Genomic DNA, 12,283 nt, shown 5'->3' with positions numbered 1-12,283 from the left:
GCGCACTGATTGTCGGCGCTCGACAAATTCCAACTCAAAATCTTGCGCGGTCTTGTCATTGTCGGACGTCACGGCAATTCCTTGATTTCACCGCTTGATCCAAGCGATGCACTTCGCCTTAGACTTTAGGCCTAGATGATAACATTTGGGAAAATTAAATAAATCGAATTCGCGGGCGAAATATTAAATTCGTTTTATGTATAAAGTCGGCGAAAACTTGGCGTTGATACTCCATTTTAAAAGTCATCTTGGTGTAGCGGCAAAATCCAAAATAACCAGTCGCCACGCAGTGTTCCCTCAAATGCTCCATACCCCTTCGTATATTAGTATTAGCTAACAGTGGACAGGCATACGCCTTTCATGGGATATATGCGGCTGCGTCCCATTTGATGAAAATTGTCTGGAATTTCCGGCAGGAATATTAAATCGCTCTTGCTAAAACACCTCCAAAATAACCAACAGGAGGCAGTCGCATGAACAATGTATTTTTCAATGCTGTACGCCGTGAAAGCGTAAAATGGGCAGCAACGGCCGCGATAGGTCTTGCAGCTTCTTTGTGTCTTTCTGCAAATGCGCAGGCCAAAGACAAATACAAACCGAAGAATGACACGCAGTCCGTTTACCTCGTGAAGTATCGCGTCAATAACGAAGTCCGTTACAACAAGAACCCGATGGGCAAGGTCGTCAAGGTTTCGGCTTCGCAGTATTATAGCGGTACTCCCTATGTCTGCACACCGAGCGGCTTTGGGCAAAAGTCACGCTGTTTTATGCGTGACTAATAATGTTCGTAACCCGGGGCCGACATTCGCATCCTTGGGACATGAATGTCGGCTTCTAACGACCACCAGCCCGCCAACTCCGCTCATGCACTCCTAACGCACGAAGTCGGCGAGCCGGTTCCCCGCCTGGGATTTATTTGGCTGACGCCTTAATTCGCATCAGTCCTTTGCTGACCAGATCGCCCCGCACGAGCTTTTGTGCTTCATCCGTCGGCTTCGAAGGGTTGTTCCGGAATATGTACCAGTCGCCGCCAATGGAGCGCTTCTGGTAGATCACGCCTGCCTTCTCGCGATGCAGGAAGCAGCTTATATCTCCGCCGCCACCACTGGATTTATTGCGCCAGTAAGCCTGCATGCAGAGCTTGCCGCCGTCGGTCGCGTACCAGCGTCCTTCACCATAGGACCAGGCTTTTCCCTTTTGGGACCAGGCCGCCAGTTTGTGTCGGTCGGCAGAGAAAAAGCCGCCGCCGTCCTTCCATTTCCATGTTTTGCCCGCATAGATCGCCTCAAGCGCCTGTGCGGACATTGGCGAAGCGGCAGCGGCCAGCTTGGCCGTTACGTCATCTGCTTTTGGCTTCGGTGCAGCTTCGGCGACACCTGCCACGAGGAGTACGGACAGCGCCGCACTCACAGCTGTGAAACGGATCGAAACCATTTTGCTTTCCTGTCCAATCTTTCGAGTTTCGGTTAATCCAACGGATGGTTCGCGACGCGCCAGTCAGGCCGCCCGACACCCCTTGGCCACGGATAGACTTCGCGGTCATTGAAATAGACAACGGCTGTCAGTTCCGGGAATTCGGGCTGAGGCTTGTTTGCCTCCGCAGCCCATGCCCGCACATAGTCGTCGCTGCCTTCATAACCGAGTTCCGCAATAACGATCGGCTTGTTGAAGGCCACCACGCGGTCGTAACCGGGCTTTGCGCGTTCGACGAAACTCGTGGGGCGCCCGACCTCCAGCTTGTCATAAGGCTCGTAGCCGAACACCGACAGGCCGATCACATCCACGAAGGCGTCGCCCGGATAATAGGCCTGAAGTCCCTCGTCTCCCTTCGGCGACCACATATATTTGGCGTTCGGCAGAGTTTTCCGGCAGACCTTCACGGCATGCTGGTAAGCAGCGATATACCCCTGCGGCGACCAATAGGACCATGTGAACTGGCCGGTCTTGTCGTCCATTTCCTGCGCCCAGCGAATAGTCACCGGACTTTTCAGTTTTGACGCCGCCGAACAGACGGCACCCATGTTGGAGTCGTAGCGACCATTGACGATTCCGCTCAGGAGCGCATCCGGCGCAACACGCCAGTCGCGCGCCCATGACCATGGCTCGATGGTGATCAGCAGATCACGACCGCGCTCCCGCGCATAGGCATCAGCTGCGCTGAGGCTTGTCAGATCCACATCTTCCCATGGCAAGAACAGATGTTCGATCTTCGAATTGGGATCATTGGTATAATCCCCGTGCGGGTCGTAAGCGCCGGGCGTGATCGACTTCGGTGTTATCACCGGGCGCTTGTCGTGGAACAGATTGCGCGTATCGACCGTCGCACCGGAAACCCCGCTTGCGGCATAGACAGCGCTGGTAACGAATGCTCCGCAGAGCAATATCGAAGCTATCTTGTAAGGGGTTTTCATGGCCCCCTCCCTTCTATTGTTTTGGCGATTGCTGGGCGGCTTCCGCCGCTGTCAGCTCGCCATTCTTTTTTTCCGATGCAAGACTGATGGATATGAGTTTGCGCGCCTCGTCTTCCACACGACCGTCAGCGTGACGGAAGACGTACCAGACGCCGTTGGGCTCGCGCTTTTGATAGACTGCTCCATCGCCGATACGGTGCGAAAAGCACGTCTTCGCCGGAAACTTGCCTTTTTCGGTGTGCCAGTCAGCCTTGAAGCACATGCGCCCGGTCTTGGTGATCATCCAGCGACCTTCCGCCCAGGCTTTGCCCTTTTCGCCATCGACACGCGCCGTAAAACGACGATCCGCACTCACCATCTGGCCGGAGCCATCGGCCCATTGCCAGTTTTTGTCACGGTAAAGCACGTAGATTTCAAACGGCGTCATCACGCGCGTCCCGGCGGGGATATTATCACCGGGCATGGTCGCAGCTTCGGCAGCACCTGCTGCGAGACCGGTCAGGCCAGCCATCAGGGCAAGAGTTGTAAGGGACAGCCTGCTCCGGCGGCTGAAATAGCGGCCGGTATCAAACATCGATAGCTTCATTTGATCCTCCCACGATTTTGAGATTGCGCGCGCCCGCCGGGGGTTCTTGTGGTGGGCGGACGCGCGCCTGCGGCAGCAAGTTTATTGGTTTTATTTCCTGCCGCAGATGAACGGGGCGACCGATGGTCGAAATACGAAAGCCAAGCCTTTCGGCCATCGCCCGGGAAAAGACATTTCTGAGATCTATGAGAACCGGCTGGCGCATTAGCCGCTTCATGCGAACGAGATCAAGCTTGCGAATGCTGTCCCATTCGGTCACGACAACGGCGGCATCAGCATCGGCCACACAGTCATAGGCGTTCTCGCAAAACTCCACATCGCTGAGGATGCGGCGTGCATTTTCGATGCCGACCGGATCATGGGCACGAATGCGTGCGCCGAAACGCTGCAAGGTTTCAATCAGCGGAATGGACGGCGCATCGCGCATATCATCCGTATCGGGTTTGAAGGTCAGGCCAAGCACGGCAATGGTGCGGCCCTCGATATCGCCGCCGAGCGCATCCATGACCTTCAGCGCCATGCGGCGCTTGCGCGCTTCATTGGCTGTCACGGTTTCCTCGACCAGACGCAGCGCTACGCCGTGGTCCTGCGCCGTGCGCAGAAGCGCAATGGTATCCTTTGGAAAACAGGAGCCGCCATAGCCCGGACCCGCATTTAGAAAGCTGGTGCCGATCCGCTTGTCCAGCCCCATGCCCAAAGCGAGATCGGAGACATCGCTTCCCACTTCCTCGCAGAGATCGGCGAGTTCGTTGATGAAAGTTATCTTGGTGGCAAGAAACGCATTGGCCGCATATTTGATCAGTTCGGACGTGCGGCGCTGCGTCACCACGATGGGCGTCTGGTTTGCTTCGAGTGCAGCGCTATAAAGCGCGACCAGAAGCTTGCGCGCACGCTCGTCCTCGACGCCGATAACCACGCGGTCGGGTTCCAGAAAGTCGCGGATGGCAACACCTTCGCGCAGAAACTCCGGATTGGATGCAACCGAAAATGTTCCAGGCTTGCGCACCGAGCCGATGATCTTCTGCACCACATCACCGGTCCCGACCGGAACGGTGGATTTCACCACCACAACCGTATTGTCATCGATGAGCGGCGCCAATTCGCGTGCCGCCATATAGACGAAAGACAGGTCTGCATCGCCATGGCCAGCCCGGGCGGGCGTACCGACGGCGATAAGCACAAGCTCTGCGCCTTTGACGGCTTCGGCCAGATTGCAGGTGAAGCTGAGACGACCAAAGGCGAAGTTGCGTTCGACCAGTTCGTCCAGCCCCGGCTCGTAAATGGGCACGATACCACGTTCCAGTCCGGAGATTTTCTGCGCGTCCTTGTCCACGCAGACAACCTCATGTCCCCAGGCAGCGAAGCAGGTGCCGCTGACCAAACCGACATATCCCGTTCCAATAACAGCGATCTTCATAACAAGTCCCGCCTCTCCGCTAGTTGTTTTCGCTGCGCGTGCCGCCCAATGGGTTCTCGCGCCAACGTGGGTTGAATATTGTCTTGTGCGTGTCGCGTCCGCCGACGCCTGCTCCGGCTACCGAGAATTGGTCGTCGAATACTGAAAAGCTCAATGTGCCCCAGGTGAGCGCTTCAATGCCGTCGCGGCCCCGTTCAGCGGTCGTGAAACCTGTGACCATGACAAGCGCCATGAAGCTGCTTGCGAGGACCGGCTGATAGAACCGGCTTTGCATCCGCACCTTGTTTTCATGTGCGTGCTGCACAATGATCATGCCGATCAAAAACAGGTAGAAGCACGCATTGATGATGGCGAAGACGTAGAAGCCGCGTGTTTGATCAGCGTCATCGACCAACAGAACCGGAACAAGCGACAGCATGGAGATGGAGGCATAGGGTGCAAGCACTCGGAACGGCACCGGATCGACTTCTGATGAGCCCTTCGGCGTAACGCGGAAGTCGACGAATGAACCCGTTGCCCAGTCCCGAAATGCTGCGAAGGTTCCAGCCAATACCCATGGCCAACGCGCCAACAGAAACAGCATCGCTTCCCAGCTGAAAATCTTGCCGTCGACCGGGCGGAACGTCTTGCTCGACCGCCACCAGAACGCGAGGAACAAAATCATCAGCGACTGCGGCATGAAGTGAAGCAGAAAATCCGGATATGTGACGCTGACAAAATTATCGCCATAGGCAAGGATAATGATCGGCAACAGAAAGGTCATAGCCAGGAAGAAGGCATAGAGCGGATACCAGACCTGTGAAAACAGAAACTGGAACTTCAGACGCAGCGGCAGTCGACCGATCAACTTCGGCGTGTACTGCAAAAGGATCATGACCAGACTACGCGACCACTGAAACTCCTGCGTTACCAGATCGCCGAAGGTTCGCGGACCATCGCCATGGGCAATGGCATCCAGTGCGTGAACGCCGCGCCAGCCATGCGCATTCATGAACAGGGTTGTCGAATGATCTTCTGCAAGTTCGGGGCCAAGGCCGCCGATTTCCTTCAAAGCCGCTGTACGAACTGCATAATGCGAACCGATGCACACAGGCGCAAAGCCGCCATTGTACCCCGCCTGCAACGAGCCATGCATGCTCGCCTCGACATAGAGACGTCCGCGTGCCGACCAGCTTTCATGGGCGTTGCGATCGCAAATGCTTGGCGCTGAAACATAGCCGATTGCCGGGTCTGCGAATGGACGCAGAATGTTGTAGAGATAATCCGGCTCTGGCACATGGTCCGCATCGAGCTGCGATACGAAGTCATAGCGTTCATAGCCGTAATGATCGTAGAAGAACGCCAGATTACCTTCCTTGCAGCGCGTGCGGCGCGGCCATGTCTGCCGGTGATAATCGGCGCGTCCCTTGCGCGTTGATACGAACACACCATGCTCCCGGCACCATGCCAGCGTTGATGGTGACGGATCTTCATCGGCAAGCCAGGTGTCATGCGGGACATTCTGAGCCAGCATGGCCAGCAATGTTTCCGACACGACTTCAAACGGTTCGGACGGTGCCTTGGTGACCACCATGGCCACCCGGCTTCCTTTCGGCAGCCGTAACGGGCCGGTCGGGCGCGCCGCGTGGAAGAAAATCAGGATGAAATAGAGCGGCAGTATGGTTATCCAGGCCAAAAGCGCCGTAACCAGAACAGAACCGACCGGATGGATATGTTCGGCGCTGATCAGCCACCATTGCCAGAAATAAGCAATGGCCATAGCCCAGAGAACGATGCCGATAATATATTCCACCCGCTTGCGGCCTGTGAAAATGGGTGTCAGCAAGGGTTCATGATTGTCCGTGAGCGGAGGAATTCGAGGCGTTTTCATGATCGCGCCTCCAGACCGAAGAACGGAGCAGCGGTACGAATGATCGTATCGAGATCGGAATGAAGCGTCGTGAAGCCGAGCTTTGCGGCGGCTTCTGTCGGATCGGCGTAAAGCGCTGGCGGATCGCCTGCCCGGCGCGCGCCCATTTCTACCGGCACCTCACGTCCCGTTACCCGCCCGATGGCATCGACGATTTCCTTGATCGATGTGCCGCGTCCGGTGCCGAGATTGAGAACGAGATTGCCGCCGCCATTCGCCAGATGTTCGACGGCCAGCACGTGGGCCCGCGCCAGATCGACAACGTGGATATAGTCGCGAATACAGGTGCCGTCCGGCGTATCGTAATCATCGCCGAAAACTTCAAGCGCATCAGCGCTACCAGCCGCCGCCAGCATGGCGCGCGGGATAAGATGCGTTTCGGGATCGTGCTTTTCGCCCAGTTCTCCATCGATATCCGCGCCGCACGCATTGAAATAACGCAGCGCCGCATAACGCATCCCATAGGCTGTCGAATAATCGGCAAGCATATGTTCGGCGATCAACTTGGTCCGCCCATAAGGATTGATCGGACGTTGCACCTCGCCTTCCCGGATCGGCAAGCGATCTGGGATGCCATAGGTCGCACAGCTGGACGAGAAGATAACCGGACGTCCGCCCGTCAAACGGCACGCTTCCAGAAGCGATTGCGTGCCGCAGACATTGTTCCGGTAATATTTTGCCGGGTCAGTGACGGATTCACCGACATAGGCCGAAGCCGCAAAATGGATGACAGCAACGGGATCGAAAGTCTCGATCGCCGCGATGAGCTTTTCCTGCGAGAGAATATCGCCTTCGACGAATTCGCCCCAACGTACCGAAGCCTTGTGACCGGTCGACAGATTGTCGTAGACGACCGGAGAAAATCCGTGCCCGGCCAAAAGCTTGGCCGTATGGCTACCGATAAAGCCAGCACCGCCGGCAACGAGTACGTTTTGCCTGGTCATCATGCCACCTCAACAAGCTCTCCCGAAGGTCGGACCAGTTGGCGCTCGAAATAGGCTATCGTTGATTTCAACCCTTCAGTGAGGGCAATCGCCGGTTCCCAGCCAAGCTCGCGCTTGGCAACGGTGATATCTGGCCGACGCTGGCGCGGGTCGTCGGTTGGCAGCGGACGCTGCACAATCCGCGATGACGAACCGGTCAGAGCGATGATCTGTTCCGCCAGTTCCCGCACCGTGAATTCGCCGGGATTGCCGAGATTGACCGGCGTGTGGATGGCAGGCTGACTGCCCATCAGGCGGCAGAAGCCTTCGATGAGATCATCGACATAGCAGAAGGAACGCGTCTGCGAGCCATCGCCATAGATGGTGACGTCATCACCCTTCAGAGCCTGTACGATGAAATTGGAAACGACGCGGCCATCGTCCGGGCGCATGCGCGGACCATAGGTGTTGAAGATGCGCACGATGCGGATATCAACGCCATATTGCTTATGAAAATCATAGAACAGCGTTTCAGCCGAACGCTTGCCCTCGTCATAGCAGGACCGTGGACCGAACGAATTGACGTTGCCCCAATAGGTTTCCGGCTGTGGGTGCACCTGCGGATCGCCATAGACTTCCGATGTCGAAGCCTGGAAAATCCGGGCCTGATAATGAGCGGCCAGTTCCAGCAGATTGAGCGAGCCGATAACGCTCGTCTTCATCGTGTGAACCGGATCAGCCTGGTAATGCGGTGGCGAAGCCGGGCATGCCAGATTGTAGATTTCATCAACCGGCAGATCGAGCGGGTGCACAATGTCATGGCGAACGAAGCTGAACGTGTCATAGCGCAACAGATTGCGCAGATTTTCGATGCGCCCCGTGGAAAAATTATCGACGCAGATAACGAAATTGCCTTCGCGCAGAAGTCGCTCGCAAAGATGCGAACCTAGGAATCCTGCACCGCCGGCGACAAGAATGCGGCGCGTAGACATGCGCTCTGCGAATATACTCGACGATTTGAAGATGATGCTCACAAAAACCTCCCGCGATACTCATCCGGTTTATGTCAATTCTTCAAATGCAAAGGACCTCCCCCAGCGACCGCATAGCAGCAGCCACTTTGAACAGTGTTTTCGGATGCCCTTTATTAGATGCTTGACGATAACCGCACGGGTTGGCTCTGTCGTTAGCGTAGAATCCTGAAACTTATCCGCGCGTCCAAATCTTCACAAAAACAAGGCGACCGGCTTTCGGGACGAGAAAATTGAATTTCAGACGCCTTGAAGCTGGAGATTGCAGGTCTAACGCGGCCCAAATCGCGGATAAAACCGCGTGTTCCGCAGCGCATATGGTGCAATCATTGAGACAACACGCCATATTACGAATTGTTGTATTTGTTTACAGCATCAGAAATTCATTAGAACTAAATTCTATTTGTATATAAATTAATTGCTAGATTAGTCCGCTTTTCCCGGCTCTTCGAATAGGTTTTCGCCCCTGAAACCTCATCTGTGTCTCTTTTTATTTATATTTACAGCCTTTATCCATATACGAGTTTACATTAGCGTGCGCGCATTCTTGAGGTGATGAGGAGGAGACACACCGGAATGAGTGCTACACATATTGATAGCGCTGTTCGGAAGGCCACACGGCGACTGCTGCCATTTCTGGCGCTGATGCTGATCATGGCCTTTCTTGATCGCGCGAATATCGGCTTCGCCAAGAAGGAGTTTCAGCTCGATACGGGCCTAAGCGATGCAGCCTATGCTTTCGGAGCGGGCATATTCTTCATCGGTTACGCGCTGTTTGAAGTGCCGAGCAACATCATCCTGCACAAAGTGGGCGCGCGGCTCTGGCTTAGCCGCATCATGATCAGCTGGGGGCTTGTATCGGCGGCGATGATGTTCGCCCATACGGAAACGGTGTTCTACACGCTGCGTTTTTTGCTGGGCGTTTGCGAGGCTGGTTTCTATCCGGGCGTTCTGCTGTATCTGACCTATTGGTTCCCAGCGAAGGAACGCGCGAAGGCGACGGGCCTGTTCTATCTCGGCGTCCCTCTGGCGCTGGTGTTGGGCAGCCCCCTGTCCGGCTGGCTTCTCACGCATCACGGCATATTCGGGCTCACCAACTGGCAATGGATGTTCCTTGTCGAAGGTCTTGGCGCCTCACTCATGGGCATCATTGCGCTCTTTTACCTGACCGACCGGCCCGAAAAGGCGAGCTGGCTCACGCCGGAAGAACGAGATGCGCTGACGACCGTTGTGAAGGCGGAAGAAGCCGCCAAGGAGAATACGCACAAGCATTCGGCACTTTCTGTTCTGAAAGACGCCAGAGTCTGGGCCTTTATCGCGATCTACTTCTTCCTGCAGATTGGTACCGCACCGCTCACGTTCTATTTCCCCTCGCGATTCGCGGACGCGGCATCGGGTGGAGAAATGAACCTCTTGATCGGCACGCTGTTGAGCCTGCCGTGGCTGTGTTCGGTGATAGCAACCCGCTATTTCACCGTGCTTGCGGATAATACCGGCAAACACCGGCTCATCTGCGCTCTGATGGTCACCGCAGGCACCATCGCCTTGGCGATGATCGGTCTGACCGGAAATGCCTGGATCATGCTGATTGCGGCCTGCATCGCCGTGCCCGGACTGACCGCATCGCAACCGGTTTTCTGGAGCCTCCCGACGCGCTATCTCGGTGGTGTGGGTGCGGCAAGCGGTATCGCCTTTATCGTGTCCATCGGCAATTTGGGTGCATTCTTCGCGCCGCAGATCAAGAACTGGGCCGATGTCGCCGTCGGCAATCACGATGCCGGGTTCTACGTTCTGGCTCTTCTGTGTGCGCTTGCCATCGTCGTTCTGATCGGACTGCGGGCAAGGAATGGCGGAAGCGAACTCGCCAAACATCACGCATAAAGCTTTCAAAATTCAAGCTCCCGGCTGACCATTTGGCCGGGAGTTTTATGACCTGAGGCCTATTCATCCATAGACAACAGAACCAATTGGCGATTCATGCACCGCGCGTCAGATTTAACTTGGTTTATGAAAATAAGTCATTGATGCGATTGCCCGGTTCAGCTAGAAACGCGGCAGAACAGGCTTTCAGCCGTCCAGTTTGCACCCGTAGCTCAGCTGGATAGAGTGCTGCCCTCCGAAGGCAGAGGTCACAGGTTCGAATCCTGTCGGGTGCGCCAAAAATCTCAATAAAAACAATAAGATTTTAGATTTCCTTTGGGACAGCAACCCCAAGCGTACGCAGAATGTACGCATAACGCTTCTTACGCGCCCCAATTCCATGGTCACAAGCGGTGGCTGCCATGGATAAGGAACATGCGTTTGTCGCAGTGCGTTTTCAGTTGCTTGAGCAACTCAGTCGAGACCAGGAGCTCGGCGACCGCGAAGTGCGCATCGCGACGTTCCTCCTTTCCGCACGCTTCAACCGTGCCTCAGGCCTGGCCTGGACAAGCTTCGCCGATTTGGCAAAGGCCATCGGTTGCAGCGAGAAAACGGTTCAACGAGCAATCCAGACCCTGGAGGCCCGGAATTGGTTCACAGTTGCCAGAGGTAACGGTCGCGGAAATGGAACGCGCATTGAATTTTGCGCCCAGCGCATTTCCACGGCGAAGTCGATGCGGGAAAAGGGAGACAATGTTGTCCCCTTTTATCCTCCAAAAGGTGGACAACCTTGTCCCGAAAGGAGGACAGAACTGGTTGAGAAAGGGCGACAGGTCTGTCCTACTTACCAAGAAAAAAAATACCAAAACACGCAGGCACGCGCGAGACCGCTTGAACTGTCGCTGCGACTGCCCGACATTTTCATCCCGGCAGACAGTGACTTCCAGATCGAGCCTTGGCGTGAATGGCTGCACAGCCACGGCCTCCCGACACTGGACGAATGCGGTAACCGAGGAAAACACCAAGGCCGACCTGGGTACTTTCTTCCCTCTCGTTTCCCACCGGCGTCTTCAGACAGCGATTCTCTCAAATCGATCATTGAGCACCTGCTAAATCGAGCGGAGCAACCCGCTCGAGAGCGAAGACGGCAGGGTTAGCCAATGGCGCTCATTCGAACGAAGAGAGCAAGGCTACCCCTGTCTGACACGCCTTGCGTTGACAGTGGCCTTGCGAGGGGTGGCGAGCCTCCCCTTCGAACCCCGCCAGGGCGCGTTGAGCGCGATGCGCGTGTGATTTTCCGCTGCTCGTCCGCAGAGAAGATGCTGCTCAACGCAAAGGCTGAACGGGCTGGTGTCAGCGTCTCGCATTTGCTGCGCGAGGCCCTCAATCTTGTGGGCGCCAAACGTCGCCGTGCCTTCCCCCGTGTTGATCCTGCTTTGCTTGGCCAGCTGGCTCGCATCGGCGGCAATCTGAACCAGATTGCGCGGTGGTTGAACGCAGCGGCAGCGACGGGTCAAGCCAGGCAGATTGATGCGCTCGTGGTGGCCACCAGGCTCGTCGCTATTGAGAGAGCTTTGAGCCTTCTGGCCACTCCTCACGCATTGGCTTTCGCTGAAGCCAACAACGGTGAAAGCGGCGCCGACTATGGGTCTTCGGCGCCCCTATCACCAAACCGCGATGCCTCCGCCCTCGAAGCTGGGAGGCACCCGTGATAATCAGCTTCTTCTCAACCGGCAGAGGCACTGGATCAGGACCGGTCGACTATCTCATTGCTCGCGATGTCATCCAGCGTGACGACAATCGCAACATTATTCGAGATGGCGATGGCCGCGCTGTTCTAATTGAGCGCTTCCCCATGCCGGAAGTGCTAGCAGGCAATGCCGAGCAGACACGTGACCTGATCGATGCCTCGCCGCATCAGTGGCGTTACACGTCAGGCGTGATCGCGTTTGAACGCGATGACCGCCCATCTGATGATCAGCAACGCGAAGTCCGTGACCGGTTCGAGAATCTGGCTTTTGCCGGTATGGCAGAGGATCAGCGCAATATCCTTTGGGTCCGGCACTCTCATGAGGATCGTGTCGAGTTGCACTTCCTCGTGCCTCGTATGGAGCTGCAATCCGGGCGATCCTTGAACATCGCACCG

12 protein-coding genes and 1 tRNA gene are annotated in these 12,283 nt (G+C 56.0%); 5 read left to right on the top strand and 8 right to left on the bottom strand.

What is annotated here, in order from left to right:
• Positions 1-473: 473 nt before the first annotated feature.
• The gene (locus HWD97_RS07095) at positions 474-779 is read left to right on the top strand and encodes a hypothetical protein (RefSeq protein ID WP_109368948.1); all 306 of its coding nucleotides are present in this window, start codon (positions 474-476) and stop codon (positions 777-779) included.
• A 133-nt stretch (positions 780-912) separates the two neighbouring features.
• On the opposite strand, the gene HWD97_RS07090 is transcribed toward HWD97_RS07095, so the two are convergent.
• Genes HWD97_RS07090 through HWD97_RS07060 form a run of 7 tightly spaced genes read right to left on the bottom strand, consistent with a single transcriptional unit; the run spans position 913 to position 8,280 of the window.
• Positions 913-1,434 carry a DUF995 domain-containing protein gene (locus HWD97_RS07090; protein WP_109368947.1) on the bottom strand — a complete coding sequence of 174 codons (522 nt, stop codon included), beginning with the start codon at positions 1,432-1,434 and terminating at the stop codon, positions 913-915.
• Between the two features lie 32 nt (positions 1,435-1,466).
• The gene (locus HWD97_RS07085) at positions 1,467-2,411 is read right to left on the bottom strand and encodes a glycoside hydrolase family 26 protein (RefSeq protein ID WP_109368946.1); all 945 of its coding nucleotides are present in this window, start codon (positions 2,409-2,411) and stop codon (positions 1,467-1,469) included.
• A gap of 13 nt (positions 2,412-2,424) precedes the next feature.
• Entirely contained in the window at positions 2,425-2,997 is a 573-nt protein-coding gene (locus tag HWD97_RS07080) for a DUF995 domain-containing protein (RefSeq protein ID WP_235858870.1), read from the bottom strand.
• Positions 2,978-4,414 carry a UDP-glucose/GDP-mannose dehydrogenase family protein gene (locus HWD97_RS07075; RefSeq protein WP_109368945.1) on the bottom strand — a complete coding sequence of 479 codons (1,437 nt, stop codon included), beginning with the start codon at positions 4,412-4,414 and terminating at the stop codon, positions 2,978-2,980. Before HWD97_RS07075 ends, HWD97_RS07080 begins: the two co-directional genes overlap by 20 nt.
• Positions 4,415-4,433: 19 nt before the next feature.
• Positions 4,434-6,284 (bottom strand): glycosyltransferase family 2 protein, encoded by a 1,851-nt coding sequence (locus HWD97_RS07070; RefSeq protein ID WP_109368944.1) that lies wholly within the window; start codon positions 6,282-6,284, stop codon positions 4,434-4,436.
• On the bottom strand, positions 6,281-7,267 hold the full coding sequence (gene galE / locus HWD97_RS07065; RefSeq protein ID WP_109370223.1) for a UDP-glucose 4-epimerase GalE: 987 nt from the start codon (positions 7,265-7,267) through the stop codon (positions 6,281-6,283). Before galE ends, HWD97_RS07070 begins: the two co-directional genes overlap by 4 nt.
• Positions 7,267-8,280 carry a UDP-glucuronic acid decarboxylase family protein gene (locus HWD97_RS07060; protein WP_371834911.1) on the bottom strand — a complete coding sequence of 338 codons (1,014 nt, stop codon included), beginning with the start codon at positions 8,278-8,280 and terminating at the stop codon, positions 7,267-7,269. The genes galE and HWD97_RS07060 overlap by 1 nt, the downstream gene beginning before the upstream one ends.
• 573 nt (positions 8,281-8,853) lie before the next feature.
• On the opposite strand from HWD97_RS07060, the gene HWD97_RS07055 reads away from it, so the two are divergent.
• The 4 genes from HWD97_RS07055 to HWD97_RS07040 all read left to right on the top strand — a co-directional run bounded on the left by HWD97_RS07055 (position 8,854) and on the right by HWD97_RS07040 (position 11,849).
• Positions 8,854-10,158: an MFS transporter gene (locus HWD97_RS07055; RefSeq protein ID WP_109368943.1), complete on the top strand. Its 1,305-nt coding sequence runs from the start codon at positions 8,854-8,856 to the stop codon at positions 10,156-10,158.
• A gap of 201 nt (positions 10,159-10,359) precedes the next feature.
• Positions 10,360-10,436: transfer RNA gene (locus HWD97_RS07050), tRNA-Arg, on the top strand.
• 123 nt (positions 10,437-10,559) lie between these two features.
• Complete coding sequence (locus HWD97_RS07045; RefSeq protein WP_371834910.1) at positions 10,560-11,294, top strand: helix-turn-helix domain-containing protein; 735 nt, start codon at positions 10,560-10,562, stop codon at positions 11,292-11,294.
• Between the two features lie 3 nt (positions 11,295-11,297).
• Positions 11,298-11,849, top strand: coding sequence for a MobC family plasmid mobilization relaxosome protein (locus HWD97_RS07040; RefSeq protein ID WP_371834909.1), 552 nt, complete (start codon positions 11,298-11,300; stop codon positions 11,847-11,849).
• A 221-nt stretch (positions 11,850-12,070) separates the two neighbouring features.
• Here the strand turns inward: HWD97_RS07040 and HWD97_RS07035 are convergent, their stop codons facing one another.
• Positions 12,071-12,256 (bottom strand): hypothetical protein, encoded by a 186-nt coding sequence (locus HWD97_RS07035; RefSeq protein ID WP_371834908.1) that lies wholly within the window; start codon positions 12,254-12,256, stop codon positions 12,071-12,073.
• Between the last annotated feature and the right edge of the window lie 27 nt (positions 12,257-12,283).

It is taken from the genome of Ochrobactrum sp. C6C9, assembly GCF_022627935.1.
In the GTDB taxonomy this organism is placed as follows: domain Bacteria; phylum Pseudomonadota; class Alphaproteobacteria; order Rhizobiales; family Rhizobiaceae; genus Brucella; species Brucella teleogrylli.
The sequence above is the reverse complement of the archived record's forward strand: the minus strand, read 5'-3'. Positions and strand labels throughout refer to the sequence as shown.

Bases quoted from the DNA above. Each gene is read 5' to 3' on its own strand.
- HWD97_RS07095 (WP_109368948.1), top strand. From the start codon at position 474: ATGAACAATGTATTTTTCAATGCTGTACGCCGTGAAAGCGTAAAATGG.
- HWD97_RS07090 (WP_109368947.1), bottom strand. From the start codon at position 1,434: ATGGTTTCGATCCGTTTCACAGCTGTGAGTGCGGCGCTGTCCGTACTC.
- HWD97_RS07085 (WP_109368946.1), bottom strand. From the start codon at position 2,411: ATGAAAACCCCTTACAAGATAGCTTCGATATTGCTCTGCGGAGCATTC.
- HWD97_RS07080 (WP_235858870.1), bottom strand. From the start codon at position 2,997: ATGAAGCTATCGATGTTTGATACCGGCCGCTATTTCAGCCGCCGGAGC.
- HWD97_RS07075 (WP_109368945.1), bottom strand. From the start codon at position 4,414: ATGAAGATCGCTGTTATTGGAACGGGATATGTCGGTTTGGTCAGCGGC.
- HWD97_RS07070 (WP_109368944.1), bottom strand. From the start codon at position 6,284: ATGAAAACGCCTCGAATTCCTCCGCTCACGGACAATCATGAACCCTTG.
- galE (WP_109370223.1), bottom strand. From the start codon at position 7,267: ATGACCAGGCAAAACGTACTCGTTGCCGGCGGTGCTGGCTTTATCGGT.
- HWD97_RS07055 (WP_109368943.1), top strand. From the start codon at position 8,854: ATGAGTGCTACACATATTGATAGCGCTGTTCGGAAGGCCACACGGCGA.
- HWD97_RS07045 (WP_371834910.1), top strand. From the start codon at position 10,560: ATGGATAAGGAACATGCGTTTGTCGCAGTGCGTTTTCAGTTGCTTGAG.
- HWD97_RS07040 (WP_371834909.1), top strand. From the start codon at position 11,298: ATGGCGCTCATTCGAACGAAGAGAGCAAGGCTACCCCTGTCTGACACG.